General features: G+C 43.3%; 27 protein-coding genes. 5 read left to right on the top strand and 22 right to left on the bottom strand.

Annotated elements, in window-relative coordinates; genetic code table 11:
• Positions 1-6 precede the first annotated feature (6 nt).
• The 11 genes from LT679_RS14180 to LT679_RS14130 all read right to left on the bottom strand — a co-directional run bounded on the left by LT679_RS14180 (position 7) and on the right by LT679_RS14130 (position 12,856).
• Entirely contained in the window at positions 7-816 is an 810-nt protein-coding gene (locus LT679_RS14180; protein WP_232178265.1) for an energy transducer TonB family protein, read from the bottom strand.
• Positions 817-950: 134 nt separating this feature from the next.
• The gene (locus LT679_RS14175; RefSeq protein WP_232178264.1) at positions 951-1,352 is read right to left on the bottom strand and encodes an ExbD/TolR family protein; all 402 of its coding nucleotides are present in this window, start codon (positions 1,350-1,352) and stop codon (positions 951-953) included.
• Positions 1,349-2,053 carry a MotA/TolQ/ExbB proton channel family protein gene (locus tag LT679_RS14170; RefSeq protein WP_232178263.1) on the bottom strand — a complete coding sequence of 235 codons (705 nt, stop codon included), beginning with the start codon at positions 2,051-2,053 and terminating at the stop codon, positions 1,349-1,351. Before LT679_RS14170 ends, LT679_RS14175 begins: the two co-directional genes overlap by 4 nt.
• Complete coding sequence (locus tag LT679_RS14165; protein ID WP_232178262.1) at positions 2,050-3,330, bottom strand: HU domain-containing protein; 1,281 nt, start codon at positions 3,328-3,330, stop codon at positions 2,050-2,052. The genes LT679_RS14170 and LT679_RS14165 overlap by 4 nt, the downstream gene beginning before the upstream one ends.
• A 21-nt stretch (positions 3,331-3,351) precedes the next feature.
• Positions 3,352-5,145: a porin family protein gene (locus LT679_RS14160; RefSeq protein ID WP_232178261.1), complete on the bottom strand. Its 1,794-nt coding sequence runs from the start codon at positions 5,143-5,145 to the stop codon at positions 3,352-3,354.
• Between the two features lie 37 nt (positions 5,146-5,182).
• Complete coding sequence (locus LT679_RS14155) at positions 5,183-8,287, bottom strand: tetratricopeptide repeat protein (RefSeq protein WP_232178260.1); 3,105 nt, start codon at positions 8,285-8,287, stop codon at positions 5,183-5,185.
• 148 nt (positions 8,288-8,435) lie between these two features.
• Positions 8,436-8,804, bottom strand: a complete 369-nt coding sequence (locus LT679_RS14150; RefSeq protein ID WP_232178259.1) for a response regulator — start codon at positions 8,802-8,804, stop codon at positions 8,436-8,438.
• 816 nt (positions 8,805-9,620) lie between these two features.
• Positions 9,621-9,974 (bottom strand): response regulator, encoded by a 354-nt coding sequence (locus tag LT679_RS14145; protein ID WP_232178258.1) that lies wholly within the window; start codon positions 9,972-9,974, stop codon positions 9,621-9,623.
• Between the two features lie 220 nt (positions 9,975-10,194).
• Positions 10,195-11,412 (bottom strand): BamA/TamA family outer membrane protein, encoded by a 1,218-nt coding sequence (locus LT679_RS14140; RefSeq protein WP_232178257.1) that lies wholly within the window; start codon positions 11,410-11,412, stop codon positions 10,195-10,197.
• Positions 11,413-11,525: 113 nt separating this feature from the next.
• Complete coding sequence (locus LT679_RS14135; protein WP_228950259.1) at positions 11,526-11,825, bottom strand: YMGG-like glycine zipper-containing protein; 300 nt, start codon at positions 11,823-11,825, stop codon at positions 11,526-11,528.
• A 56-nt stretch (positions 11,826-11,881) separates the two neighbouring features.
• Entirely contained in the window at positions 11,882-12,856 is a 975-nt protein-coding gene (locus LT679_RS14130; RefSeq protein ID WP_232178256.1) for a GlxA family transcriptional regulator, read from the bottom strand.
• 143 nt (positions 12,857-12,999) lie between these two features.
• Here LT679_RS14130 and LT679_RS14125 point away from each other — a divergent pair, with 143 nt between their 5' ends.
• Positions 13,000-13,428, top strand: coding sequence for a nuclear transport factor 2 family protein (locus tag LT679_RS14125; protein ID WP_232178255.1), 429 nt, complete (start codon positions 13,000-13,002; stop codon positions 13,426-13,428).
• A 77-nt stretch (positions 13,429-13,505) separates the two neighbouring features.
• Positions 13,506-14,735 carry a multidrug effflux MFS transporter gene (locus tag LT679_RS14120; protein WP_232178254.1) on the top strand — a complete coding sequence of 410 codons (1,230 nt, stop codon included), beginning with the start codon at positions 13,506-13,508 and terminating at the stop codon, positions 14,733-14,735.
• Positions 14,736-14,841: 106 nt separating this feature from the next.
• On the opposite strand, the gene LT679_RS14115 is transcribed toward LT679_RS14120, so the two are convergent.
• A complete protein-coding gene (locus LT679_RS14115) occupies positions 14,842-15,243 on the bottom strand; it encodes a hypothetical protein (RefSeq protein WP_232178253.1) in 402 nt (133 codons plus the stop codon).
• A 249-nt stretch (positions 15,244-15,492) separates the two neighbouring features.
• Here LT679_RS14115 and LT679_RS14110 point away from each other — a divergent pair, with 249 nt between their 5' ends.
• Positions 15,493-17,367, top strand: coding sequence for an SPFH domain-containing protein (locus tag LT679_RS14110; RefSeq protein WP_232178252.1), 1,875 nt, complete (start codon positions 15,493-15,495; stop codon positions 17,365-17,367).
• 61 nt (positions 17,368-17,428) lie between these two features.
• Here the strand turns inward: LT679_RS14110 and LT679_RS14105 are convergent, their stop codons facing one another.
• The 4 genes from LT679_RS14105 to LT679_RS14090 form a co-directional block, all read right to left on the bottom strand.
• Positions 17,429-17,923 (bottom strand): hypothetical protein, encoded by a 495-nt coding sequence (locus LT679_RS14105; RefSeq protein ID WP_232178251.1) that lies wholly within the window; start codon positions 17,921-17,923, stop codon positions 17,429-17,431.
• A 2-nt stretch (positions 17,924-17,925) separates the two neighbouring features.
• Positions 17,926-18,393 carry a sigma-70 RNA polymerase sigma factor region 4 domain-containing protein gene (locus LT679_RS14100; protein ID WP_232178250.1) on the bottom strand — a complete coding sequence of 156 codons (468 nt, stop codon included), beginning with the start codon at positions 18,391-18,393 and terminating at the stop codon, positions 17,926-17,928.
• A gap of 78 nt (positions 18,394-18,471) precedes the next feature.
• Complete coding sequence (locus LT679_RS14095) at positions 18,472-19,359, bottom strand: DUF6263 family protein (RefSeq protein WP_232178249.1); 888 nt, start codon at positions 19,357-19,359, stop codon at positions 18,472-18,474.
• 70 nt (positions 19,360-19,429) lie between these two features.
• Positions 19,430-19,897, bottom strand: coding sequence for a DUF4126 family protein (locus tag LT679_RS14090; protein WP_232178248.1), 468 nt, complete (start codon positions 19,895-19,897; stop codon positions 19,430-19,432).
• Between the two features lie 338 nt (positions 19,898-20,235).
• Here LT679_RS14090 and LT679_RS14085 point away from each other — a divergent pair, with 338 nt between their 5' ends.
• Complete coding sequence (locus LT679_RS14085; protein ID WP_232178247.1) at positions 20,236-20,709, top strand: hypothetical protein; 474 nt, start codon at positions 20,236-20,238, stop codon at positions 20,707-20,709.
• Between the two features lie 73 nt (positions 20,710-20,782).
• On the opposite strand, the gene LT679_RS14080 is transcribed toward LT679_RS14085, so the two are convergent.
• The 3 genes from LT679_RS14080 to LT679_RS14070 are packed head-to-tail and all read right to left on the bottom strand — an operon-like array spanning position 20,783 to position 23,366.
• Positions 20,783-21,769 carry an MlaD family protein gene (locus LT679_RS14080; RefSeq protein WP_232178246.1) on the bottom strand — a complete coding sequence of 329 codons (987 nt, stop codon included), beginning with the start codon at positions 21,767-21,769 and terminating at the stop codon, positions 20,783-20,785.
• 15 nt (positions 21,770-21,784) lie between these two features.
• Positions 21,785-22,558 carry an ABC transporter ATP-binding protein gene (locus tag LT679_RS14075; RefSeq protein WP_232178245.1) on the bottom strand — a complete coding sequence of 258 codons (774 nt, stop codon included), beginning with the start codon at positions 22,556-22,558 and terminating at the stop codon, positions 21,785-21,787.
• A 1-nt stretch (position 22,559) separates the two neighbouring features.
• Positions 22,560-23,366: an MlaE family ABC transporter permease gene (locus LT679_RS14070; protein ID WP_232178244.1), complete on the bottom strand. Its 807-nt coding sequence runs from the start codon at positions 23,364-23,366 to the stop codon at positions 22,560-22,562.
• Between the two features lie 191 nt (positions 23,367-23,557).
• Between LT679_RS14070 and LT679_RS14065 the strand changes: the two genes are divergently transcribed.
• Entirely contained in the window at positions 23,558-23,827 is a 270-nt protein-coding gene (locus tag LT679_RS14065; RefSeq protein WP_232178243.1) for a hypothetical protein, read from the top strand.
• On the opposite strand, the gene LT679_RS14060 is transcribed toward LT679_RS14065, so the two are convergent.
• The 3 genes from LT679_RS14060 to LT679_RS14050 form a co-directional block, all read right to left on the bottom strand.
• On the bottom strand, positions 23,824-24,732 hold the full coding sequence (locus LT679_RS14060; RefSeq protein ID WP_232178242.1) for a hypothetical protein: 909 nt from the start codon (positions 24,730-24,732) through the stop codon (positions 23,824-23,826). The genes LT679_RS14065 and LT679_RS14060 overlap by 4 nt on opposite strands.
• Positions 24,733-24,777: 45 nt before the next feature.
• Positions 24,778-25,248 (bottom strand): hypothetical protein, encoded by a 471-nt coding sequence (locus tag LT679_RS14055; RefSeq protein ID WP_232178241.1) that lies wholly within the window; start codon positions 25,246-25,248, stop codon positions 24,778-24,780.
• A 99-nt stretch (positions 25,249-25,347) separates the two neighbouring features.
• Complete coding sequence (locus LT679_RS14050; protein WP_232178240.1) at positions 25,348-26,367, bottom strand: fatty acid desaturase; 1,020 nt, start codon at positions 26,365-26,367, stop codon at positions 25,348-25,350.
• Between the last annotated feature and the right edge of the window lie 147 nt (positions 26,368-26,514).

Genomic DNA, 26,514 nt, shown 5'->3' with positions numbered 1-26,514 from the left:
AAAATCTTATTTCGCTTTGAATACAAATACTTGGGTGTACTTGCGGCCGTCGGCAGTGCTTGATGATGGCGTTACCTTGGCGTTGCGTACAGCTTGTATACATTTTTCAACTAAAGGGCCATCAATAAGTTGAGAGCCTCTTCCAACGCCGGCGCTAACAACATTGCCGTTATTGTCAACCGTAAATTCAATAACTACCTTACCGTTATAACGATTACCTACATCCGGTTTTGCGGGTGCTCTGTCCCAGCCGGGCGCTGATGTTGCACCGCCGCCACCGCCGGAGCCTGTACCATCGTAGCTGTTAGTTAATGTAGTACCGGTGGTTTTACCCTGGTTGCCAGGAGTACTGCCTGTACCATCACCGCTGCCTGTGCCGTTATTAGGCTTACCTTTAAATAGCGCATTCTGATTGATCACAGGCTTAGTTTCGGTTTTATTAGGCTTGGTAGCTACCGTTGGACTTGGTGTTTTGGTGTTGGCCGCCACTTCGGGCGCGTCCTCGTTATTTTGGGTAACTACGTTTTTGTCGCTGTTATCAGCCTGTACCTTTTCTTCGGTCGGCGGTTCAGGCGTAACTTTATCCGGCCGGGTGTTGTTGGCCTTTTCAGCTACTGAAGGCTCTTCCATGCTCATATAAGCATCACCCATACCTTCGTCAACCGTACCATAATTTACTAAAATACCCCCGGTGCCGTCGGCCTGCTTAGGCAGCGAGTGCAGCACTATAAAATAGCTTAGCGCAAGCACCACAGCCAGTATAATGCCCGTTGCCAGGAATGCCTTAGGGTAATTATTTTCTTCGCGGTAATCCATTTTTTTCAGTGTGCAGTATTCAGTTTGCAGTTACCAGTTCGCAGTTATCAGTTTGCGGTTCTCAGTGTACAAATTTCAGTAATATTTGCCAACTGCAAACCGCCCACCGCAAACTGAGCAAACTTCTAACTGAATTAACCTTTCTTCTCGGTAGCTAATACCAGTTTAATATTCAGTTTTTGCGCTATGTCCATCACTTGTACCACATCCTGTATGGCTACGGTACGGTCAACGTATAAAACAATGGTCAATTCTGTTGCCAGATTTTTATAGCCGCCCAGCGTAGCTTCCAGTTGATCTACCGGTGTTTCTTTCTTATCAATATAATACTTCAGATCCTTAGTTACCGATACCGTGATGGTTTTTTTAGAAACCGATTGGCCCGATGATGATTTAGGCAGCATTAGCTTAATCACGTTCGGGTTAGTAACGGTGGATGCGATCAGGAAGAACAGCAGCAGGAAGAACATGATGTCGTTCAGCGCCGAGGTATGCACCTCGGCAGTTACGCGTCCGTGTCTTTTTCTCAGGTTCATTTGCTTGGCTCCTCTAACAGGTCAATAAATTCAATGGCGTCAGTTTCCAGCTTAAGTATTACTTTGTCAACCATCATGTTCAGCACGTGGTGGCAAACGTAAGCTACGATACCCACAAACAAACCTGCCGCCGAGGTTACCATCTTTACATATAAACCGCCTGATATTACACCCATGCTGATGTTATCAGTTTTTGAGATGTTATAAAAGATCTGGATTACACCGGCGATAGTACCCAGGAACCCGAACATGGGCGCTATACCCGCTACAATACCAATAATGCCGATGTTTTTTTCGAGCTTGGCTACTTCCAGTTTGCCCACGTTTTCAATAGCGCCTTCAATATCCTTAATTGGTCGGCCGATACGTAACAGGCCCTTTTGCAGCATACGGCCCAGCGGTGTATTGCTGTTGCGGCATAAAGCTACTGCCGATTGCAGGTTGCCCGACATAATACTGGCACGCACCTGCGCCATCAGGCTCGATTCATCCTTAGCGGCTTTGCGTATGGTAAAATATCTTTCGAAAAATATAACTAAACCCAGTACAGCTAAAATACCAATGGGAATCATCACCCAGCCGCCCTTAAGCAACAGGTCGCCGAAGCGTAAATCATCTGCCGGAACGGTGGGTACCGCCGCGTTGTTCACTGTGTCAGCCATTTGTGCAGCCGTATCTGCAATCTGTAGTAATAGTGTCATCGTTTTTTAATTTCCAGGGTATATGCATCTCCCCTGAGCTTTTTTGATTTAATGAGTTTGTTTTTTTCTTTTAATGCTTCTGCAAGCGTTTTGTAGGTGCCTACCACAACCTTACGCTTTTTACCATAACCCTTCTCAGCCAAAATATGGGCATCAAGGCCTATCTTTTCATAGTTGATAATGCATCTCTCCGCTTCCTCAACCGTAGCGAACGATCCGCCTATGATCACCGTATAAGGATAACCCATCGCAGGCGGCACTACCGCCGTGGTTGGAGTAGCTTTGGTTTGTGTTGGTTTAGTCGCTTTATCAGTTACCGGTTGTTTTTCTGTTTCCGGCTGCGGATTGATAACGGTAGTTTTTACCGTATCACTCAAGCTCATATTAGCTTGAGGGTCCTGCTGTGCAACCGTATCCACAGCCTTAGCAGCAGGTGTTACCTTAGCGGTTTCTGTTTCCTGCTCCGGTGTGTCCGCCTCGTTAGCTAAAGAGTCATCTACAGCAGGTACGGTCGCTTCAGCCTTATTTTTATCCATACCCAGTAGTTCCGGGTTATACATGTATAAACTAATACCCGCAATAGCCAGCAAAGCAATTACAATAGCCGTAATTACCCAAACGTTTAAACCGCGTTTTTCGTCTTCAATAAAATCAGCCTGTGGAGTTTCAATAACCTGTGCTACTTGCTGCACGGCGGGCTGCGGTTCAGGTGCAACTTTAGCAGGTACAGCGACAGCTTCAGGTACCAGTGGTTCAGTAGTAGGCACTGTAATTTGAGGCTGCTGAATAACCGGAGCATGTTCAACTGTTTGCAGTACCTCAACAGGTGGGGGCGGGGTTAAAACAACGGTAGTAGTTTTAACAAAAATTTGCGATTTTTTCGGCAGAAATAATGCCGGTAAGCCAAAGCCTATGCTACCTTCAGTTTGGTCGGCGCTCCTGAAAACTAATTTAAACCCATCATTGCGCAGCCAGCCTTTAGTACCCACTGCAAAATCCCGGATGGCGGTTTCCTGTATAATATCATTTACATAGCGGTCAACAAAATACTTTGCTGATGCCATGGATATGTTTTTCTTCTGCGAGATAAATCCGGCAAAGCTATCGCTGTTATCCGCTTGCTGGTCAAATTGTAACGTTTGTCCGGGTGGGTAAATGCGACCCTCAGCCGCGTTGTAGAACGCGCTTTTCTTCGCGTAATAAAAACGCCCCAAGCCCGGTATGCTCACCTCGCCACGCTGCCCAAGTAGTTCTATTAAGTAGTTGGCTAAGTCCATTCCCGTAAAAGTACAAAAAAACTAAAACGCGTAACCAACGCCGCCAAAAATATTAAACCCGTAATTATTGTAATATAAAAAGGTTGGGTTAGTATTATTCAAGATGTTGTTTACCTGTACAAAAATAGACAGTTGTTTGGTGGCTTTATATTCAGCCCCGCCATTCAGGTCAACATACGATTTTACTTCAACCGCGCGTGGCTCCGTAAATGTTGTGCTCAGCGGATCAAATATCCTGTCGTAAGCGTTACCGCGTATTAATAGTGAGCCGTTGATGTTCACTTTATCGCTTATGCGGATGATGGTACCGGCGGTAAGTTTAAACTTAGGCATGTTCCATGCCTGCTCCTCGGTGTCCATTTTGTAATCCTTAAATTCGGCACGGCCAAAAATATTCAGGTCATCCGTCGCTTTAAAATCCAGTTCGCCGGTAAAGCCGCTAACAGTTGCGGTACCGTCATCATAAATAACGCCGAATTTGTTGTTAGTGCTGTTGGTATTAAAATTGGCGATGAACAGCGGCATATCCTTAACCCGGTTACGGAAGAAGGTAGCTTTAAAGCCTAAGCCCGGTGCAAGTGTACCCTTTAAACCGGCGCTCAACGCTAAACGGTCGGCAGAGTTTTTAAGGGTGATGTTTTCGGCGATGAATGGGGTGGTTTCTGCAAAGTCACGGATTGAAGCTTTGTTGATATCGCCCTTGGCTTCGGCGAACAAACGCACGTATTTTGGTATCACCTGGAACTCCAGCTTAGCAGCCGGGAAGATAGAGAAGCGGCTGCTCAAACCAAACTCCTTAGTAATATTTACACCTGCGTCAATTTTATACTTTTCGCCCTGAAACTTGATGTACGGGTTTAAGCGGATGATGCTATTATTGTAGGAGTACAGGCTATCTTTTTGCGTACCCAGATCAAGCGATGCAGCTAATCCTGCGTAAAACTGTTTAACCGTTTGGTTTAAAAAGCCCGATAAAACCAGGTTGCTCTCCTTAGCATTAAAGGAGTTATTGAACGAGTAACCGTTAACTTTTACGGCATAAGTAAAATCGTTCTCTACATCGCGGTAGTTTTTGGCCAGTTCGCCTTCGGCAGCAATGGTGTTAAAGGTTTGCTTTTGAGGTTCAAACTGCAGTTGTGGCTCAATATCACGGTTATAACCGTAAAAATTAACGCCACGGCGTTTATAGGTTATGGTACCGCGTAAGGTATGCTCATCGGTAATGCTCTTGCCAAAAATGCCCAATTCGTTACGGCTCTCGTTTTGTTTCGGGAATATTGATGCACCCTGCGAAAAATGTTTAATGTAACCGCCCACCTGCAAAGCCTCATCAGCACCGTTGGAGAAATAGCCTTCGCCAAAAGTAGTTTTCATACTGCCTAAACCACCTTTTACAAAATTATTGGTCGGGATGGAGTCGCGCTCAGGCGGGCGTTTCATGGCCTCAAGCTGCTGAATTTCGTTGTCTTTAGTAAGGCGTTTATCAATCGCGCTGTAACTTAGCGGGGCCTTAAACGGCGTTTTATCTTCCAGGTCGGGGTTGCGGCGAATTTTAACCGCATCAGCCAACACTGGTTTGTATGAAGTGGTTACTACAATCTCTTCAGATATGGCACCTGCTTCATTTGGGTTCGCTTTCTTAGTTGTATCCTGGGTAGTTTTTGATGCCGCATCGCCCAGCTTCTTGGCGTTGTTTTGCGATGCCGGTGTACTTTTCTGACCTTTTTTGGTGTTGTTTTTAACCTGCGCGCTTGCCGGTAAATAATAACAGGCAGTTAACGCGGTAAACAATATATAGGTGTATCTTAATTTCATTTGTCTGTTGCTCGTTGGTTCTCGTTGATGGTTCCTGTTATTGCTGGGTGGTGTCCTGCACGGCAGTTCCGGTTGTACCGGTACTGTCAGTATTTGTTGTTTCAGGTGTTATCTTGATACCTTTAAGTTTAGCCAGTTTTTGTTTTGCTTCAGGTAATATGTCATCCTTCGCGGTATAGTTATCAATTATACTTTGCAGGGTAGCGGTAGCCTGGTAGTTATCCTTTAGTTTGATGTAGTTGTCAGCTAACAGAATAAATGTTTTGGCCGACCAATATTCGTAGTTCTGGAAATCCTTGGCTATCTCAAAACATGTTTTTTGCGACGCTTTGTACTTACCCTGATTGTATTCAATTAAAGCGATGTTATACTTAGCCTCGGCAGCTGCAACCGTTTTGGTGTTGCTTAGCGTATAGTTAAACTCTTTAAGCGCCGCTTCGGTGTTGCCCATTTCCAGGTAAGCCTTACCAGCGTATAAGCCTGTACGGAATTTATCTTCCTGGCCGGTTTTCTCGTTAGCGCGAACAATGGCAACGTATTTCAATACATCGTCAGACATCTGCATCTGATCGTAGCAGTATAATAGCGTATTAACCGCGTAGGTGTAGTCAGCTTTATATTCCGAGTTGGTCTCCAGGCGTTTCAGGAATACAACGGCATCGTTATATTTTTTCTGCGCCATGTACAGCTTAGCCATGCTGATCAATGATTTCTCGGTGTAAGCGCTGGTCCAGTCGTTCAGTATGTAGTTGTAATCAACCACAGCTTCCTGCGTACGGCCTAAATTAGCTAAACCTTGTGCACGCAGGTAACGGGCTTGCTTGTCGTAGATTTGTTTGGCCGGGAATTTATCCAGGTAAGCGTTAACCGCATTAACAGTTCCCTGCCAGTCGCCTTTTAAGTAAAGATTGTTGGCAGCGGTTATCATAATACTTTCCTGCTCAGCAGTGGTATAGTTACCGATAGACGTGGTGCCGGCGTAGTTAATAAACGTTTGAGCGTCGCCTTTATCCGTGTAGATCTTCTCCACCTGCTTTAAGGCTTGCTTAGCCTCATCGCTTGATGGGTAATCAGATACTACTTTTTTAAACGATTCAACCGCCGCGTCATCCTGATTGCTATTGTAATCTATCAAGCCAATAGTTGTTATGGCTCGTGGCACATAACTGCTGCGCGGATACTTTTGTATCATGGCCTGCAAATCTGTTTTGGCACGAGGCCCGTCATTTTTCAGGAAGTAGGTATATGCAATTTCAAAAGAAGCATCATCCGCGTAATCTGAATTAGGGAACTGCTGCAATACATCATTCAGGGTTGATATCTTGGTATCATAGTTACCCTGTAAGCCCTGTATCACACCACGCTGAAACAGCGCGTAATCCTCGCCTTTAGTTTTTTGTGCTATAATGCGGTTATAATATTCCAGTGCTTTGCCATAGCTCTTCAGTACAAAGTAGCTATCGCCAATACGAGTAATTGCATCGTTAACGGTGTTCGGGTCTTTTTCGGTGCCTTGTAAAAAGCGTTCAAAATACTTAGCTGCTTTTCCATACTGATTGTCGTAAAACGCGGCATAGGCAAGGGCATAGTTAGCGTAGTTGCTCAGGTTGGTTTGCTTAGCCTCGGGCATGGCCAAAAACTTCTCGAAATTTTCAACCGATTCGCCGTATTTACGCACCTCATACATAGCCTCGGCCATCCAATAGGTGGTTAGCGCTTCAATCTGCGGGTCAACTGGTGTACTTAGCGAGCGCAGAAAAATACCAATAGCGTTTTCGAAAGCGCGCTCGTTGTAAAATTCCAAGCCTCTGTAGTAAGTTACCTTTTGGTATGCAGTACGCGCGCTTACCGATTTGTTAGGTATCGGCTCTAAAATTTCAACGGCTTCGCGATAGTTGCGCGCGTTAAGCAAGGCCTCACCCAGTAATATTTTTACCTCCTCGGTACGTGCCGAGCGTGGATAATTCTTTAAATAAGTTCGGGTAGCCTCAAGCGCAGCAGCGTTAAAATCAAGTTCGTAGGATAATTTTGCGTAGTTAAACAACGCGTCTTCCTGTATTTGCTTATCAAAATCGAGCTTAGATGCCGTTTGATAGGCTGTACGTGCACCCTGCTTATTGTTTTGCTTGATAAAGATATCGCCTAATGTATAATTACCGCTTTGGCTGTAAACGTCATTTTGGCCAACCAGTTTTTTAAGCTCTATGGCGGCCTTGTTCAGGTTGCCGGTTTTATAATGGGCGTAACCTATCTGGTAGCTATCCTGTGTATTTTGAGTTTTGCCCTGATCGCGATCCTGGAAACGGTTATAGTAACTAACCGCCTGCGGATAGTTGGCCTTAGCAAAATATGAAGCGGCGATAATGCGAAGCATTTCCGTTTCGTTTTGCTGCCTGGTGTTATTTACAATCGGGATGGCATAGCTCAAAACATCGTCGTAACGCTTGTCTAAGAAATAAACAGCCGTTATGTAGTATGGGTAGCTGGCTTCGTATTTTTTTGAGTTTTTTAGCTTCTCAAAGTTAGCCAGCGCCAAATGATAGTCTTTATTCAGGTATGCTATGTACGCAAAGTAGTAGGTAGCATCTTCGGTATAAGGCGAGCGTTTGTTCTTTACATCGCTGAAAAGCTTTTGGGCATTCGAATAATCGCCCAGCGCAAAATAAGCGTAACCTTTTCTGAATTTATACTCCGTGTTATCCCTTCCGCTTAGTTCGCCGGCTTCAACCTTGTCAAACCATTCAAGGGCTTCTTTATATTTACCTTGCTTGAAATACGATTTACCAACCTGGAAAAAAGCGAGTTTAGCGAACGGGTTTTCAGGGTGTTCTTTTATAAAACGCTGAAACATGCTTTTGGCATCATCGCTGCCCGATTCAAGGGCGCAAAGCGCTTCGTAGTAGTGTGAGTTTTCTTTTATTAACGAAATTTCTGACTCAAAGCCTGGTTGATTACTGGTGCGGATCTTCGAGGCTTCAACAAGCTTAAATTGTTCGGCTGCCGCAACATACTTCCCTTTGTCCAACAAATCAAGTGCGGTGTGATATGTTTTATATATATGGAACGACGGATTTTGTTGTGCCTGAGCTTGTGATACTAAAAATGCTGCTGTAGGCAGCACAATATATTTAAGTTTTATCATACGGTACGTACTTACGTTGCGCTAAATTAGCTAAATGGCAAAGATGCAATCCACCTTAGTAATTAACAAGTGTGGAAAACACTTTTTTAAACGAAGCTATAACCGGTATGTTGTTAGTGTGGAAAAAAATAAAGGAGGGGGTAATAGGTTAGGCCGCGGTATGAGATGCTACGGTATCAATCAGGTCATTTATATCAAACGGTTTTGCTATAAAGGCATTAGGTGCACCTTTTTGCTTTTGCGCTACGCTATCTGCCATGTTATGGCTTGCAGAAATTAAAATAACCGGAATAGTACTGGTTTCAGGGCGCATTTTTACTTGCTCACATAGTTCGCGTCCGTCCAAATCGCCTAACATAATGTCAAGTAGTATAATATCAGGATTAGTTTCCTTTATTTTTTCAAAAAGGCCATGCCCTGTGGTTAGCGTTTCAACTTCAAAACCGTTATCTTCAAGTATCAGCTCAATAACTTCTAATATATCTCTGTTGTCGTCAACAGCAAGTACTCGTCTCATATTTTTATCCCTGCCTATCTCACGCTCGGTATAAGTGTGTTTTTATTATCGTAGCAAAATTTATACCATAACAGTTATCACCAATTGTGGAAAAGGCATGCGAGGGGAAGAGAGGGGCTATTTGTCTTTTTTTAGAACGTAGTAGGAACGCTGGCAACGTGCACAAAAATATTTTCTAAAAGGTTTTACCATTGACAATAACCTTTCAAAAAAATTTCGATGTTGTTGAAAATGATAAATTGTACCGCATTTACTACAGCGGTACTCTTTTTTTACGACTGTATTATCCAATTATGTATAGATTTAGGATTGCAAATTTCTAAATCACATTGGATAAATCATAAATTATTCATCAAAAATTAACAACTATTTAATTGTAATATTAAATAGTTAATAGTGTATAATATTAGTTAACCCACAGGTAGAGTTTGCGGCTACATCTGTAGCACATGTAGCGTTTTATAGGCAGCCAAAATAAAAAATTTCTAACGAAAAAACCTCGGTGTACCCTTTCACCTGATAGCTTATTATGGCAGTGCGGGCATGATAATACTTTTTTTGAGGACTGATTTTCATTTAACTCCCCGGTAACTTGCTTTTCCATAACATACAATTTAGTGGGTGATACTTGTATAATTGCAGATAAATCAAATATACAATTATAATTGTATTAATTATATTAACACTTGGTTAATATAATTATTGTAGTTGTGGATTTTAATTTTACTTATTGTAATAAAAGATATTATTTATTAGGATATTCTCAATGGTAGTATGAGAAGCAGCTCGGATATTGTGATTTTAACAATAAGGGTATTAAATCAGGTTATTTACTTTTTCAACCAATTCACCCAAATCAAAAGGTTTATTAATGATGGCATCACAGCCATAAGCATTTAGTTCGCCGCTGTTATTAATGTAGGCCGAAAAAATGATTACAGGGATATCTCCATAGTCCGGATGATTTTTAATTTGCCGGCAGATCTCGCCACCGTTCATGCCCGACACCCTGTAATCCAAAATTACCAGGTCTGGTTTAAAATCATTGATAAGCGGTAACACGTGTTCACCTTCAGCAGTGCTCTTTACCTCAAACTGTTCGTAAGATAATGTTTCCTGAACAATGTCCAGAATATCCTCATTATCATCTAATACTAAAATACGTTTCAAATTATATACTTACTGCTGATTTTCCGAGAGATACAAAAACGTGATATCTAAAAAATTAAAGGTAGCGGCTACGTCTGTCGGTTAAATTTTTACTGGGGCAAAAATACTAAAATTTATTTAAAGCGATTTTGTTTGTTGCATACGCCGTTAAAATGAGTTTCGCGTTATAGTTAATCAAATGAGCGACGCTATTGAGATTCCTCATAAACGTGCAGATTGATCAGAAGGCCTCGCCCAGGTTAAGCATGATGGTTGAAAAACCCTTGCTAAAACCATAATCAACACCAATATTAGTGCCTGAATTTTTATTGAATTTAACGCGTAACCCGCCGCCTGCCGCTGGGTGCCAATATTGAAAGCTGCGCGTGCCCTGTTGGGTAACTGAATTAATGTTGGCGAATAATACATAGCCTATCAAGCCATTGCGCGTCAAATCGCGGCGGTATTCTCCTTCGAGATAAAAAAGCGCGTCGCCACGATAACGGTTTTGCTCAATACCACGGCCCGAGCGGTTATAGGGGTCCCAGCCTATGCTGGGCAGGTTTAGGTAAGGCGTGCCTGGCGTTAAAGTAGTCCAGTAATATGCCCACAATGCCAGTACATTTTTTTTACGTGATTGCGGCGTAAGCGAAATATACTTACGCATATCAAAATATAACGATTGCCAATGGTTGTTACTGCCAAATACCGGGCTGCTAAAGCGGTAAACGAAATTGGCGTAACAGCCGGGGAGTGGATTTATGGAGTTATTGCGTGTATCGTACAACAGGTTAATGCTCGGTCCGGACGAAAAGGAGTTCTGGCTATCTTCCGTACCATACTCATATCCCGTAAAAGTTTTGAGCGCGTTGGTTTTGTTGGTTTCGATGTTGATGTAATAATCCAGGTTGTAACCTATACCGGCAAAAAAGTAAGGCTTTATTTGTTTAAGTGCGCTTTGGTAAAAGCGGAAGTACCGGTAATCGAGCAGTAATTTATTATCGTTATCCCTGCCACCTCCAATTCCCCAGGTATACTGCGGGTACTTTAGTACGCGCGTATCGCCCATAATATTCCAGGAGTTATTTTTGAGCCAGATGTTAGAGCGTATAGGCAAGCCGTATCGCCCCTTAAAGTTGAAGTATGGCGCAAAGGTGACGTTGGATAAATAGGTGGTGCTGCGGTCGCCCATGTAAAAGCCTGCCGTAGTTGAAGTAAACAAGGCTTTGCCGCCGCCGGGAACGGTAGATGATGCCGGCAAAAACGAAAAGTAAAGGTCTTTATCCTCCTCAGCCTCTACTTTTTTAGGCTTGATGTTGAACAGGTCTTTTGCTATATCAATCAGATCGCGCTGCCCTTCGGTATTGATCACTGCCGCCGTATCCTTGTACATGCGCGGCTGCGCTAATGCGAAGCACGGTATAAGCAGGGCAAGAAAAACGGCTACAAATCTGGTCATTTAATACACTGAACGGAAATATACTAAAAAGCGATACTATTTGGCTTACTATTTTATACAAAACAGCCCCGGCATAATAAATAACGGGGCTGTTTGTTCACGCTTGCCTAAGCTTATTTGTTTTTGGCTGCGCTGTCTCTTTTAGCTTGAGCTTTTTTCTCTTTACTTTTTTGCTTTTCGTTACCGATGATGTAACCACCACCTGCACCTAATGCTCCACCTATCAACGCGCCTTTTACGTCTCCGCCAATAAGGCCGCCTGCTACGGCGCCACCGGCACCGCCAATAATGGCACCTTTACCTTGTGAGCTCATTTTTTTCTTCTTGGTCGTGTCCTGCTGCGCATGCGCGGCATCGCCCGCCGATATAATAGTAGCCATCGCCAGGCTTAAACATATTGCTAACTTTTTCATAGGTTAAACTATTTGTTAGCCTGATAAAGCAAATCGTAAGCCAAAGTGGTTAACAATTAGTTAGCTCTTATTACATTGAACTTGTCGCGATACTCCTTGGGCGTTAACCCTACTCCTTTTTTAAACAACTGTCTGAAGGATTTTACATCATTGTAGCCGGAGTTGTACATCACCTCGGAAATACTCTGGTTGGTTTTTTCAAGCAGTTTTTTAGCGCCCTCCAGGCGGGTGCGTTGCAGATATTCGATAGGAGTGATGCCGGTTGCCTGTTTAAAGCGCCGCACAAAGTTTCTACGGCTGGATGGTATATCACCTATAATCTCCTCAATGGTTGCTGATTTATTATACTTTTCTTCCATACGCTGTTGGGCATTGGCCACCAGTGGGTCGGTATGATCTTTTGAAGGCAAAAACGTTGCAAAGTAGCTCTGCCTGTCCCTGTCCATGTCTATAGCGAAAAGTTTGGCTATCTGTACAGCTACCTCACGGCTGCAATATTTTTCAACCAGGTAAAGCAACAGGTGAAAGGTGTTGGTAGCGCCGCCACTGGTATAAATGCCGCCGTCATGGGTAACCACCTCTTCGGGCTGCACATCAATCAGCGGAAAGTTGCGGGCCAGATCGTACGTCGCCAAAACATGCGTAGTAGCTTTGCGGCCGTTTAACAAACCTGTGGCTGCCAGCAGAAATGCCCCGGTACAAAAACTGGCAACTTCAGCGCCTTGCTGGTATTGTTTCATTACCCAGGGTATGAGCCCGGTATTAGCGCCGATGGCCTCCTTTATATCAGTATATTCTGAATTGAACGCGGGTATCAATATCAGGCGTGTATCTTTGGCGTTGCCTGCGTCCCGTGTATGGTATCTATTATTAACCACCTGTTCAGCGTCATGGCCAACCAACTGGATATCAAAAGCGGGGTTATCGCCTCTGCGAAGTAACGCACTATTAACACTTTCAAATACATCTAATATAGCCGCCATGCTTAAAGGGCGGCATTGCCGGGTATACAATACGGTTAACTGTATCATGGTATAATTGGTGATTGTTATTACTAATGTATATAAAAATGTCCGATACGCCCCCTTGTCTTGTCAAATTTCCACGCAGAAATTACGGGCATGTAATGCTATATTAGTAACGGTGTAATTAAGCCACCTTAAACCATTACATAATGAAACTCAAAACCTTAATTATAGTGGCCGTTGCCATGAGCGCCTGCGTTGCGCCTGACAACAACAACGAAACCAATATTTCGGCAGCTAAAAGCATGTTTGCCGCCTTTAACCGGCACGACTGGAAAACCATGGCAGGCCATTATGCCGATACCGCCCGTTTCCTCGACCCGTCACTGGGCCAAAGCTATGTGAAGATGACTCACGCCGAAACCGCCGCTAAATATGCGGCCATGCAAAAAATGTTTCCGGATATTAAAGATGATGTTACCGCGATGCATGCCAGTGATAGTGTAGTGGTGGTGGAATTTACCTCAAGCGGAATGCCTTCAGGCGGAGAGAAATGGCATTTGCCGATATGTTCGGTATTAACCTTTAATAAGGATGGCAAAATAGTAAAGGATGCGACTTATTACGATAATGAATAGCCGATTTTACACTGGGCTTATTATTTATTTAAAACGTTGAAGCATCTTTGCAGCCTGTTAAAAACAGGACAAATAGCATGACAAGGAAACGTTACATCTCACTCATATTAATATTAGGTACGCTCACGGCTTTGGGGCCGTTTTCTATTGATATGTATTTGCCCGGATTTCCGGCCATCGCCAAATACATGCATACTGATGTAGCGGGAGTAGCGTTATCGCTTTCGAGCTTTTTTATTGGCCTCGCCGCGGGTCAGTTATTATATGGGCCGCTGTTAGATAAATTCGGTCGGCGTAAGCCACTGTTGTTCGGTTTAAGTTTTTACATCGTCGCGTCTATTGGCTGTGCCATGGCAACCTCGCTTAATGCGCTGATCATCCTGCGGATCATCCAGGCTATAGGTAGTTGTGCAGCCGCAGTAGCATCCATGGCTATGGTGCGCGATCTGTTCCCGGTGAATGAGAATGCTAAAGTATTTGCCTTATTAATGCTGGTTGTGGGAGCATCGCCCATGGTAGCGCCAACAATAGGCGGTTATGTAACCGCCGGGCCAGGCTGGCAATGGGTATTTATTGTGCTGGCTGGTATGGCCGTATTAATATTGTTGGCTGTAATATTTGTTTTGCCGGATAGTTATAAGCCTGACCCAACTATATCGCTAAAACCGAGACCTATCATAACCGGCTTTCATAATGTATTAAAGGTGCCGCAATTTTATACCTATACGCTTACCGGTTCCTTCGCCTTTTCGGGCTTATTTGCCTATGTAGCTGGGTCGCCGCTGGTATTTATGGAAGTATATGGCGTGAGCGACAAAGTTTATGGCTGGATATTCGCCGGGCTGTCAGTCGGTTTCATCGGCTCCAGCCAGGTAAACAGCCTGCTCTTGCGTTACTTTAGCAGCGAGCAAATTGTAAAGGTGTCGTTACCGGCGCAGGCATTGATAGGAGTGTTGTTCCTGATCGGGTCTGTTTTGGGTGTACTCGGCTTTTGGGGAACTATTGTGATGATCTTTCTGTTCCTGTGCTGCCTCGGCATGACAAACCCTAACGCTGCCGCATTAACCCTTGCGCCGTTCTCTAAAAACGCAGGCACGGCATCGTCACTATTTGGTGCTTTGCAATTAGGCATCGGCGCGTTGGTATCTACCAGCGTAAGTTTGTTTGACAGTCTTTCCGTAGTGCCTTTAGCCGCCGTAATGTGTGCCACCGCGCTCATTGCTTTTGTAATACTATTCACCAGCCTGCGCCTTAACCGTGGTAAATTTACCGGCGTAACCGGGGATGCCGTGGTTGTTGGGCATTAAATTGTCGATAGTCCATTGTTCATAGTCCATAGTTAACACGATATAAGTCTTGTCGTTGATAGTAAGTGCTTACTATCAACTATCGACCATCGTCTATGGACTATAACTACTCCTTCACCGCTGTTACCTTTGATGCATCGGCTCCTACGGTTTCAAAAACGATCTGCTTATCGCTGAGGCTGGAGACGTAAAAAGGGAACTCCCTCGTTTGGCCGTTCCCGAGATCTTCCTTAAAATAGATATTATCCGCCTCAATGCGGTAAGTGCCTTTTGACAATACTTTACCGCCCCAGATAATCTGCAACTTATTATCACCTGTAAACTCAATATAAGGTTTGAGTTCCTGCAATTCCATGGTCGAGATACTGTCCGGCGGGAATGCTTCCGGATTAAAAACTTTTACGTACTTCCATTTTCCGCGCAGTTTTTCGGGTTTCAGGTTACCTGAGCATCCCGAAATCAAAAAAAGCAACGTGATATTTATTAACAGAATGATATTTTTTGCCATTTCAAGAGGCGAATAATTAATAAGTGAATTGTAAAAATATCACTTTATTACAACTTAACTAAATATTTAAAAACCCTTGACGCAGGTTTAAAACTGTGCAATATTTGGTCAGTAATTTTTATACAAATGCGACCGTAATTCTACTCAAATCCTAAACAGCTATACAGCTAAGGTTTTGAAAATAAAGCTGTAAGCTTTTCAAAAAGGCCCCAACCTTATGGGCTTATCATTTTAAAATTCATTTAAAAAATGTCTGATTTATTTATCAACCTGTGGTGGGTTATGCCCATCGTAGTAGGCCTTGTTATGTACAAATTTGTGCTCAGGGTGTTTTGTGGGATGGTTATCGTACCTGATGACCGTATTGGTTTAGTAATCAAAAAATTTACGCTGAACAGTAGCAAGCGCATGCCCGACGGGCGCATCATCGCTACACATGGTGAAGCCGGTATGCAGGCCAAAACGCTTGCGCCGGGTTTGTACTGGCGTTTGTGGCCGTGGCAGTACGAGGTGATTATGGCGCCTTTTACCATTATTGAGCAGGATAAGCTCGGACTGGTAAAGGCTAAGGACGGTGCCTCGTTAGATACCGGGCGGGTGCTGGGCAAACCTGTTAATTGCGACAAGTTTCAGGATGCTATTGCCTTTTTGGATAATAACGGGCAAAAAGGCCCGCAAGCGGCTTTCTTAACACCGGGTAGCTACCGTATCAATACGTTTTTGTTTGAAATACAAATGGTACCCATTACTCATATCAATGATAACAAAGTGGGCATCATTACCACACTGGACGGCGAGCCGCTTGACAAGGGTGAGATAGCCGGTGAATCTGTACATGGTCATAAAAACTACCAGGATCCTATTGCCTTTATAAACGCAGGCGGGCGCAAAGGTTTGCAGGAGGATGTTATTCTATCAGGTACCTACTATCTTAACCCATGGTTTGTAAGTGTGGAGCAGGTGGATATGGTTTATATACCTATCGGCTACGTAGGCGTGGTAAACTCCTTTGTTGGCCCTGAAGGTAAGGATACCAGCGGCGACAGTTTTAAGCACGGCAACATCGTAAAACGTAACCAGAAAGGCGTATGGGAAGAGCCGCTTGACCCAGGCAAGCACCCGGTAAACATATATACCCATGCAGTCGAAATTGTGCCTACTACCAACATTGTACTTAACTGGGCCGATAGCCGTACCGAAGCGCATGAGCTGGATAAGAACCTCTGCACGATCACTGTCCGCTCGTCTGATGGGTTTACGTTTAACCTCGATGTTTCGCAGATCATCCACGTACCGCGTAACGAGGCGCCGAAAGTTATTGCCCGCTTTGGTAAAATGAAAAACCTGGTATCGCAGGTGCTGGAGCCAACCATTGCCAACTACTTCCGCAATTCAGCACAGCGCAGTGATGTTATCGGGTTTCTGGCCAACCGTATCCAACGGCAAAATGATGCTAAGGAGCATATCAGTACCGTATTGGCAGGCTATAACGTGGTAGGGGTGGATACCCTGATCGGCGACATAGTTCCGCCCGCCGCATTGATGAAAACCCTGACCGACCGTAAAATAGCCGAACAGGAAAAGGTGACTTATGAGATTCAGCGCCATGCGCAAATTGAGCGTAAAGAGTTTGAAAGCGCCAAGGCCGGTGCCGATATGCAGCCCGAGGTAGTTAAGTCAACCCGGCAGGTAGAGATCAATACCCAAATGGCAGCATCAAAAGTAGCCGCTGCCAAAGGTGAGGCCGAATCAAAAACCATTAACGCCAAGGCCGATGCCGAGGTTAAAACCATCAATGCTAAAGCGGACGCCGAAGTAAAAACAGTAAATGCCGCTGCCGATGCTAACGCTACAGAAGTGAATGGCGTTGCCGAAGCGGGTAAGATCAAAGCCATAGGCTTAGCCGAAGCTGAAGTTACCAAGCAGAAAACAGAAGCGATGGGTACCGAACAGTATGCTGTAGTACGGGTAGCCGAAGCGCTGGCCAGCAACAACATCAAACTGGTGCCGGAGATACTGGTGAGCGGCAAGGACGGTGGCTCAGGCGGAATGATCGACGCTTTGATCGGCAACGAGATGCTTAAAAAAATACAGAAAGAAAACGCGGCCCCGGCAGCTGAATAAACGATACCTTACCTAAAACCCTTATCACATCAAGCAAAAAGCGCCCGGGAGGGCGCTTTTTTTATTTGGTTGATTTTATTTGTTTAAGTTCTGTTTTAAGCTCGTTAACTTGCTCATTCATCTGCCTGTTCTCCAGGTAGTAATAAATGGCGAAGCCTAAAAATATCTTACCTAACACAAACACCGCTGCAAATACCCATCGCCATACCTTATGTATACGCATATGGGTCGCTTCCGATTCAACATCAATATATTGTGGTTTACCCCCGGTATTTTCTTCCTTGCCGGTATTGATGCCTTCGCGGTATATTTGCGGTTGATTATGCTCGCGTAAAACGATCTCGTTTATTTCATGCGCAATTTGCGGCCATAAGTTATGAGGAGGCTCAATTGCCATTGATGCAGCCAGCCTTTCCATATCGTTTTCCAGTTCAATTAAAGCATTTTTAACCTCAGGATATTTCTCCTTCATGCTGAGCACTTCACGCGCTTCCTGTTCTGAGGCGCAGCCCATTACATAGGTTTCAAGTATGCCGCTGTTAATATACTCCTGCATTGTTACCTTGTTCTAATTATTACAAACGCCTCTCTTAATAATCTTCTCACTACGTCTTCTTCCTCATTCATTTCGGCAGCAATGGTTGATATATTCTTACCATGATAATGCACGCCGCAAAAAACAGTTTGTTGCCTTGCATTCATTTTATTTAAAAAAGAATTAGGCCGGGTTTTAACAACTTCGTTAACCTCACAATTTCCAACCGATTCAAAGTAGTTTGTAAGCTTTTTTCGCGCTATTAATTGCAGCTTGCAGTATACGTTATCGTTTGGATTGTTAAATAATTCAGGAACTGCAGCCACGGCAATAAAAGTATCAGTAAGATACTGCTCCGCCAGTGCTTTATCCTTCACTACATCATATATGTAACCTAACAGCATGCCTGCATAGCGGTTATAAATATGCTGTACATCATAAACCTTAGGGTGCAATGATGTTTCTGCAGAAGTTTGTAAACGTGTATTCAAATGATATTGGTCTGTTATAGCTTCTCAAATATCAATATTTTTTACAACAGATTAAATATGGACAAATTCATTATTCTTTTAAGGAATATCCACTGTAACAATATTGTTAATATTAACGGGGATTGCAAGTCCTCCGGGCAGTTTTGAGTTGTCTTGAATTATCATGAAGCCGCTTAGCTTTTCCATAACTTCAGCTTTTAACGGCCAGCCACTCACTTTGTCTGCCGAGATATTTACGTAAGTGTCCCCGGCAAGGTTACGTTCAACAGGCATGCCGTTTAATAATGCAGGTTCAGTAGGAGAGAGTGATCGTATTGTTCCGTTGCCTTGAATGATAATGTTTTTAGGTAAAATATTTTTAATAACGTAATAATTACGGGTGGCAAGGTCGGGCTCTCCTTCACTTTTTGTGTCGATAACCCACTTTTCATTACTGTTCACAGGTACTTCCGGGTAAACATTAAATACCTTTTGCAGTAAATTAACAACAGCGTTGCTGCCTATTGACTGTTGCAATTCTGTAAAGGCTTGTTCGCGTTGCGCTGCATTGGCTTTAGTCAGTTGAGCTATCACTGATAAGTATTGATCAGCTTCATCTGCTGATATTATTTGTCCTGATCTTGACAGTCTGACCAGGAAAGCTTTGTTTTTAAATGCGGCAAGTATTTGTGAGTATATATTAGTAGTGTCGGAATTTTCAGAGCTGTATTGCAAATTGCCGTTTGGCATATCCATATGCAGGTTTATGGAATCGTACTTTGCATATATTCTATAATGATCTTTCCGAACGTCCGCAATCTTAAAACTCATTCTTACCAAAAGTGTCATGCGGGTTTCAAGCGAACGTTGCCTGATAGTTTGACTGGTAGTAGTAGTTTGTTTTACAACAAATGAATAGGTGGAGTCTTTTTTTAGCTTAAGTGCAATGCTCCGCTTTTGTGCAAAAGCGGAGCATGTTAAAAACATGAACAAGGTATATAAACCGAATTTAATCATAGTTAATCGCCCATATACCGGCGACGAGTGAATATACAACTTATTTGGCTACCAAGGCTGAAAGCCCTAAAGCCACAGCGTCCTCGGCAGCGCCGGTAAAGTAATCCTTTACCTTAGGGTTACGGCTTATATATCGCCTTAAATAAAAAAATGCATACGTAGATGCTGCTGCAACGCCTGCGCCAATAAGTACGCCGGCAACAACATTTTTATTGTTGGCCTTGCTGATTGATGCAGCAGCGAGCCCCCCGGTAACAATGCGGCCTATCAAGCCCGGAGCCGCAATGCGATTAGGTGCGGTTGGTAATTTATCGCCGACAAGCTCTCCGGCTGCCAAGGTGTTAAGCACTTTTAAACCGGTTGATGATGTGAAAATTTTATCGAGCACTGTGTTGCCGGGCATTATACGTTTACGCTGTAAAAAGGTTGCCGCCGCAGCCGGGGCCATCATGCTGCGCATGCCTGCAATTATACCAACGCTTACTATTTGTTTTAGGTGATTTTGCATAATGTGTTTTTTTTAATACACAACAGCTGCGTTGAAACGAAGTTTTACTTAATAAAAACTGCTATAATGAAAATACTTTTTTTCGTAAAATGAAAGTTTGAACATGTTTTATGAAAATTTGTATAAAAAACTACACAAAGACTGTCTTTTTAAAAAATTTATAAAGTGTTTAGGTAGTCACTCACAATAGTGTGGAAAAAAATTCCCGAGTAACAAACGTGTTATTTAAACACTATGATAAAACATATGGGAGTAATGCGCCTATAATAAGGAATAAGTTTTACACAAAACGGAATTGTGGCAACATGTTTGGCTATAACATGCCAAATACCACAACAATGAAAACAAACTTCGTATTCAACAGATATAAAGCATGTATTTATACGGCGAGCTGGACTTTCAACCACTACTATAAATACCGCAATTGTTATTCAATACGTTCTGTTGATGAGGAGATGCAGTCTATACTACGCAAGGTAGGTATAGCTTATGCCCGGTTGATCAGCTTTGTAGAGCTGCGCAAAAGGGGCGATAATTCTGAACCGATGATTACCGACATAATTGATGAATGCGAATCGCTGATGAGCAACAGCAGTTCATTCTTCTTAAAGATTTTGCACTTTTTAAACACCAATTATGAGTGGCTGCTTAAGATATTCGATAGCGAATATTTTATAAAAGTAATCAGCAAGGAAATTGAAGCCCTTGAACAAAACCTGGATTATGCTAATAAGCTGGTTAATAAAATGGATATCATGCTTAAAACATCACAGCATGTTTACGATACTACATTAAAACTGAGAATTGCCTAATTAAGTAATAGTTTTAAAAGCAAAGGGGGCGTTACTTCAAAAGTAACGCCCCCTTTGCTTTGTATATCTTTTATTATTTTCCTTTCAAACTATCGGCACGTGCTTTTTCCCTTTTCTTAAAAAAACCTCTAAGTAAAAAGTTATGCTGCACGGCTTCAAGATCATCATTCAATTTGATTGAACTTTGCTCCAGGTAGTTCAATGTATTCTGCATTTGCGACGCGGTTTTACGATCATTAAGTAAAATGCCTAATGCATTGTCAGTAGTATTCAGTTTTGATGAAGCCTTATTCAGATTATCAGTAAGCATACTGGCGTTAGCTGCCGTTTGCTGCAATTGCGCTACTGACTGACGGATCTGCCCAAAGGTTGCCGTATCAGTAAGCAATTTATCGGCAAGGCCACCTTTGGTATTCATTTTTTGGCTAAAGTTATCCAGTTGCACAGCCATACGCGAAGCGCTTTCAGTTGTTGCCTGCAGGTTCTTCATGGAGTTGCGTAATTGCACGCCCATGCTGCTATCAGCCAGTAATGCGCCTACTGTACCCTTACCCTGCAATATCTGGCTGCTGAGTTGTTTAAAGTCTTTAGTGATTGATAGCAGGTTGCGGTTGTTTTCCTGCAAAGTGCTCATCATCTCGTCAGTCGACAGCATTTTTTCTGATTGTATCCTGTCGCCGTCCTCAATAACCGGCGCTTGCGGGCTACCGCCATCAAGTACAATAATCTTGTTGCCGATCAAACCATCCGAACCGATTTTAGCCTGTGTGTTACGGTGTATGTAAGGCTGCACAGCCGCGTCTATAGACATAACAACATCAACCTGCGAGTTATTGCTGAACGCGATTTCCTTAATTGTGCCTATTTTAACGCCTGAAAACCAAACGTTACCGCCTTTTTTCAGGCCAGCTACATCACCAAATGTTGAGCGTATGTGTATGCTTTTTACAAATGTTTTTGAAGAGCTACCTAAGGTAAGTACTCCAACCACAAATATAATTACACCAAGGGCTATGAATATCCCTACTACTACTGCATTTTTTCTTTCCGAAGCATCCATTGTTATGGTATGTTTTTATTGAACAAAGTTATAATCATAAAAAGGTTTCACCCGGGCATCATCCGTTTCAAAAATCTGATCGAATGAGCCAACCCGCTGAAACTGACCGTCGAGCAACATGGCTATACGGTCGCCCGTGGTTTTAGCACAGGTTAAATCGTGTGTAATGATGATAGACGAAGTATGATAACGTTGCTGCACCTCATTAATAAGGTCGTTGATCTCGATACACGTGATGGGGTCCAAACCGGCCGTAGGCTCATCATACATCATTATTTCAGGGTTGAGTATCAGTGTGCGTGCTATGCCAATACGCTTGCGCTGTCCGCCTGATAGTTCTGATGGCATTTGGTTAATAGCCTGCACCAGGCCAACGCCATCCAGCACTTCTTCAACAGCCTTGTCAATTTCTTTACGGGTAATACCCTTACGGTTACGCACCAGCGGAAATTCAAGGTTTTTACGCACCGTCATGCTATCGTACAGAGCGCTGTTTTGAAAAGAGAAACCTATACGGATGCGCAGCTGCTGTAATTCCTTGTCGGTTAAAGTAAGTACATCGTTACCCAGCACGTCAATGCTGCCCTCATCCGGCCTTAATAAACCCGAAATCAGTTTGATCAACACCGATTTACCGGTACCCGAGCGGCCAAGTACTACAAGGTTTTCGCCCTGAAAAATATCCAGATCAATACCGCGCAGTACATGGTAATCACCAAATGATTTTTGGAGGCCCCTGATGCTGATAACCGGGTTGTTATAGTCGATATGTGCTTTTGCCTTTTCCATATTACCTGAACCAGCCGGTTATCTGAACGATCAGTATCTCCTCAATAAATATTAAAAACATGGCAATAACCACCGCGTTATTTGCCGCTTTACCTACACCCTCGGTGCCTTTGTTGGAGTGGTAGCCCTGATAGCAACCTACTAAACCAATAGTAAAACCAAATACAATTGCCTTTACTAACGACTGGTTGATGTCTATAAAATCAATCGGCTCAAATACCTCGCCCATAAAGGCGCTGTAGCTAATACCTTCGTTAGCACTTATATTAAGGTAAGCGCCCAATAACGCTATAAGTGCTGTATAGGTTGCCAGAATTGGTATTGTAACCGTAGTAGCCAACACCCGCGTAACAACCAGGTATTTAAAGGGGTTAGTGCCCGAAACTTCCATAGCGTCAATCTGCTCGGTAACCCGCATAGAGCCAAGCTCGGCACCAATGCCCGACCCTACTTTGCCTGAGGCAATAATTGCTGTAACCATAGGGGCAAGCGCTTTCAAAATAGCGATAGATACCAGCGACGGCAACCACGAGGTAGCGCCAAATTCCAATAATGATGGCCTTGATTGCTTGGTGAAGATAATACCTATAATAAAACCGGTTAATGATATAAGTGGTAAAGAGCGCACGCCCACCTGGTAACACTGGCGTATCAGTTCCTGAAACTCAAAGGGGGCCACAAAAGCCTCTTTGAAAAAGCGCATGGTGAAGCCACCTATACGGTACAGGTCAACAAAAAAATCGGCAACACGTTTCTTTAGCTTTGAACCGGGATTTTGTTGCGGAGATGATGTATTTACTGAATCCATTAATGCGCGCAAAGGTATTATTTATGCCTTATATATAGGCAACGCATTACGAACAAATTGGATACCACAATGTGTATTAGTTGTAAATATTAAATTATACTGACAGAGGTTATTACATATCAGCACTAAAATTAAGTTACACTCAAACTTTAGCTGGCTGTTTTTGCTTTATTTACCAAAACTATATAACAATGGGCGCTTACAAGCAAAAGTGGATGCAGATACTACAAAGGGCAAACCTGCAGGGGTGGACAATAGAGGAAACAGAGGACGCCATACAGATACACATGCCCAACGTAACCGATTTAAAATTGATAAAAGATAACATACCCAATACTATAGCTGCTCTTACACTTGATATAGATGTGCCCAAAGAGCGCTTAAAGTTTGTTTTTCATAACGGTTACGAAACTTTTGATTACATACTCAATCCTAATGAGCAGGATAGGGAAGGCGATTAAAAATAACCGGGAGTTTTGTAGTAATAGATAGGCGCATAAACGCCCTCACTGGTGGTGAGGTATCCCTTGCCGCCGGCGGTAAAGCCAATGGCCTCGCCAAGCTTTTCCTGTTGGTAGGGGAGTTCACGTGGTTTACGTTGAAGGGTTTGCCACAAAGCCTCGCCGGTTTCGCGTTGCCAGTAAAAAACCTTCTGGTAGTTTTTAACCAGCACGTGCTGACCATCTTTTGATACATCGGCAGCGGTAATCCATTTTAAAGGTTTCAACCCTTGAAAAAACAGGCGGCAGCGTTTAGTGAGCTTAAGCGTATCATTAGCTTTAAATGCTAACGGAGCCGTGTAAACCGTTACGCTGTCATAGCGCTTGGATATAATATACATCAGGCGATCAACCGGATCAACCATAAAAGCCTCGGCATCCTTGGGTCCATCGGGATAGACAAGATGAACGGCGGTTGCTTTTGTAGTAACTGTTTTTTTGGCGACAAGTGAAGGCCTGTCCTTAATACGATAGATATTCACAAACGTTCGGGATGCGGAGTTGTCGCCAATGTCGGCAACATAAATGTATGAAGCCCCTTTTACCGGACCGGGGCCGGTGCTTATGTCTTCACAATCGTGCTGCGGTATTCCGCCGTTCCCCCAGTTGTAAAAAATAGTGGAAAGTAACTCGCCTTTGTTGTTGATAGCGAAAATGCGGCTGGTATCGCCACTGTCATTGTGCATATAAAAAACATCCTGGTTAACGGCTGATGCTGCTATGCCCGAGATCTCTTTGGCCTCCTTGCTTTGCAAGCGGCCGGATATTTCAAACTTACCCGCAAGGTACCGGTGCCAGGCATAAGCACAGGTAAAAGTTATCATAACAATAACTATCAGCGAGAATAATTTTTTTTGCCTGCTCATTTCTATTTCGGCAGGCAAGGTAGGTTTTAATTACCATATTTTTAACTAAACGTGAACTTTGTTAGGTACTTGATTGGTTTTAGGCATTTTTTGATGCTGATAGTTACTTTCTTCGATCTCGCCTATAGTACGATAGTCAGCCAGGCCGAGTTCATATACATATTTGCAGTTATGGTTACTGCCGGGTGCAACAAACACCGGCATGTCAAACCCCAGTTGTTGGTAATAGGGCGTGATAAAGGCCTGAACCGGTAAGTTATTAGCGGTATCAATAATTTTTGGCGTGAGCTTTTTAAGCGGCTTGAGCAACAACCGGATATCATTAAGCAAAATATCGTCAGACAGCGGTACCCAGCGGTTAACACCCTTTATCTCGATTAGCAGGGAATTGCTGCGTACACCCTGTAAACTGCCAATTGTATCGCGCTCATTGCTAAGTAGCCTGTTAATCACTACTAACTGGCCAATGTAACGGCTAAATATGGTTATCCTGTCCTGTACGCTCACTGCAATCATATTTGCTAATTTTATTAGCAAATATGCAATTAATAAACATTCGATGCAAGTTTGTGGAAACAAAAAATCCCCTCTTGAACCAAGAGGGGGATCTTTGTATTAAGCCATTACAGTAGGCTTTTCTATTTGAATTTCCGCATCTGGGCGGGCCTGGTCTTTCAGTGGCACTTTGCCTCTGTCCTTACGCACGATACGGCTGAACAGTGATATTTCCCTATCAAATAAAAAGCGAAAGAAAAGAACCGTCCATGATTTATGTGATATCAATGTATCATAATATACAGGAGCCGTCTGTTTAATTTTTGGCAGGCGATTCCATGGTATTGATGGGAAATCATGATGCTCGTTATGAAAACCTACATTGAATGATACCGTATTTAAACGGCCGTAGTAGCTGTAAGTCTCCTGCTCCTCGTTATGGGTAAGGTAATGCTCCTGTATCCAGCGGGCACCAAGCGGGTGTAAGCCTACCGAGAACATAAAGCTCAGGAACAAATAACCAACTGCTGCGCCACCAAAAAAGTACCATATAGCTGCTGTAAATACAACCTGCACGGCTACGTTGGCCACTATCCACGAGTCGAAATTCTGAATTTCCTTCAACCTTGATATACGGAATACCTGGAACAGCGGAAAGAAAAGCAACCAGATAGCTTTGCCTAAAAATGAGTTGTTGATGAGTTTAGCTTCCCAACGGTTTGGCAAATCGGCATCAAGCTCATGTATACCCTGAAAAGAGTGGTGCTTGATATGATAACGCTCAAATGATACCGAGCTCGGGAATATTTGCGGCATGTTAGCCAGCATACCAGCCCAACGGTTAAGCTTTTTATTTTTGAATATTAAATGGTGCGCGCACTCGTGTATCATTACAAACAGCGAGTGATCGGCAAATGCTCCTAATAAATAAGCTGCGCCAACAATAACCCACCATGCCTGATCGCGGACAAGCCATGCCATTACCACTTGAAACGCTACCAGGCCCAATATGGCAAATATGGTATTCGAGTTCCTGCCAATAAGGTGACGCACCTCAGGATGCTCTTTCAATATCTTCTTCGTCCGTATACGATGCGGCTCCGAATATTCGGAATAAATGAAGTCAGTTTTTTTTGTCATGTGTTTGTAAATATACTCATAACGCAGATATTTCCTAATGTGTATTCAAGAAAGTGATTATTCTTTTTTGAAATATTTATAAATGAGGGTTAAATAGCGCTGCTGGTCTTCGCCAGCATTATTTTAATGTTAAGTTGGTTGTTGAGG

Origin of the sequence: Mucilaginibacter roseus (assembly GCF_021215455.1) — a bacterium.
In the GTDB taxonomy this organism is placed as follows: Bacteria; Bacteroidota; Bacteroidia; order Sphingobacteriales; family Sphingobacteriaceae; genus Mucilaginibacter; species Mucilaginibacter roseus.
The sequence above is the reverse complement of the archived record's forward strand: the minus strand, read 5'-3'. Positions and strand labels throughout refer to the sequence as shown.

Excerpts from the sequence above, each read along its gene's own strand:
- LT679_RS14080 (WP_232178246.1), bottom strand. The coding sequence starts at position 21,769 with ATGGATGCTTCGGAAAGAAAAAATGCAGTAGTAGTAGGGATATTCATA.
- LT679_RS14115 (WP_232178253.1), bottom strand. The coding sequence starts at position 15,243 with ATGGCAAAAAATATCATTCTGTTAATAAATATCACGTTGCTTTTTTTG.
- LT679_RS14070 (WP_232178244.1), bottom strand. The coding sequence starts at position 23,366 with ATGGATTCAGTAAATACATCATCTCCGCAACAAAATCCCGGTTCAAAG.
- LT679_RS14060 (WP_232178242.1), bottom strand. The coding sequence starts at position 24,732 with ATGAGCAGGCAAAAAAAATTATTCTCGCTGATAGTTATTGTTATGATA.
- LT679_RS14120 (WP_232178254.1), top strand. The coding sequence starts at position 13,506 with ATGACAAGGAAACGTTACATCTCACTCATATTAATATTAGGTACGCTC.
- LT679_RS14165 (WP_232178262.1), bottom strand. The coding sequence starts at position 3,330 with ATGGACTTAGCCAACTACTTAATAGAACTACTTGGGCAGCGTGGCGAG.
- LT679_RS14065 (WP_232178243.1), top strand. The coding sequence starts at position 23,558 with ATGGGCGCTTACAAGCAAAAGTGGATGCAGATACTACAAAGGGCAAAC.
- LT679_RS14175 (WP_232178264.1), bottom strand. The coding sequence starts at position 1,352 with ATGAACCTGAGAAAAAGACACGGACGCGTAACTGCCGAGGTGCATACC.
- LT679_RS14180 (WP_232178265.1), bottom strand. The coding sequence starts at position 816 with ATGGATTACCGCGAAGAAAATAATTACCCTAAGGCATTCCTGGCAACG.
- LT679_RS14170 (WP_232178263.1), bottom strand. The coding sequence starts at position 2,053 with ATGACACTATTACTACAGATTGCAGATACGGCTGCACAAATGGCTGAC.
- LT679_RS14055 (WP_232178241.1), bottom strand. The coding sequence starts at position 25,248 with ATGATTGCAGTGAGCGTACAGGACAGGATAACCATATTTAGCCGTTAC.
- LT679_RS14095 (WP_232178249.1), bottom strand. The coding sequence starts at position 19,359 with ATGTTTTTAACATGCTCCGCTTTTGCACAAAAGCGGAGCATTGCACTT.
- LT679_RS14085 (WP_232178247.1), top strand. The coding sequence starts at position 20,236 with ATGAAAACAAACTTCGTATTCAACAGATATAAAGCATGTATTTATACG.
- LT679_RS14140 (WP_232178257.1), bottom strand. The coding sequence starts at position 11,412 with ATGACCAGATTTGTAGCCGTTTTTCTTGCCCTGCTTATACCGTGCTTC.
- LT679_RS14075 (WP_232178245.1), bottom strand. The coding sequence starts at position 22,558 with ATGGAAAAGGCAAAAGCACATATCGACTATAACAACCCGGTTATCAGC.
- LT679_RS14105 (WP_232178251.1), bottom strand. The coding sequence starts at position 17,923 with ATGCAGGAGTATATTAACAGCGGCATACTTGAAACCTATGTAATGGGC.
- LT679_RS14135 (WP_228950259.1), bottom strand. The coding sequence starts at position 11,825 with ATGAAAAAGTTAGCAATATGTTTAAGCCTGGCGATGGCTACTATTATA.
- LT679_RS14130 (WP_232178256.1), bottom strand. The coding sequence starts at position 12,856 with ATGATACAGTTAACCGTATTGTATACCCGGCAATGCCGCCCTTTAAGC.
- LT679_RS14160 (WP_232178261.1), bottom strand. The coding sequence starts at position 5,145 with ATGAAATTAAGATACACCTATATATTGTTTACCGCGTTAACTGCCTGT.
- LT679_RS14050 (WP_232178240.1), bottom strand. The coding sequence starts at position 26,367 with ATGACAAAAAAAACTGACTTCATTTATTCCGAATATTCGGAGCCGCAT.
- LT679_RS14125 (WP_232178255.1), top strand. The coding sequence starts at position 13,000 with ATGAAACTCAAAACCTTAATTATAGTGGCCGTTGCCATGAGCGCCTGC.
- LT679_RS14090 (WP_232178248.1), bottom strand. The coding sequence starts at position 19,897 with ATGCAAAATCACCTAAAACAAATAGTAAGCGTTGGTATAATTGCAGGC.
- LT679_RS14110 (WP_232178252.1), top strand. The coding sequence starts at position 15,493 with ATGTCTGATTTATTTATCAACCTGTGGTGGGTTATGCCCATCGTAGTA.
- LT679_RS14150 (WP_232178259.1), bottom strand. The coding sequence starts at position 8,804 with ATGAGACGAGTACTTGCTGTTGACGACAACAGAGATATATTAGAAGTT.
- LT679_RS14155 (WP_232178260.1), bottom strand. The coding sequence starts at position 8,287 with ATGATAAAACTTAAATATATTGTGCTGCCTACAGCAGCATTTTTAGTA.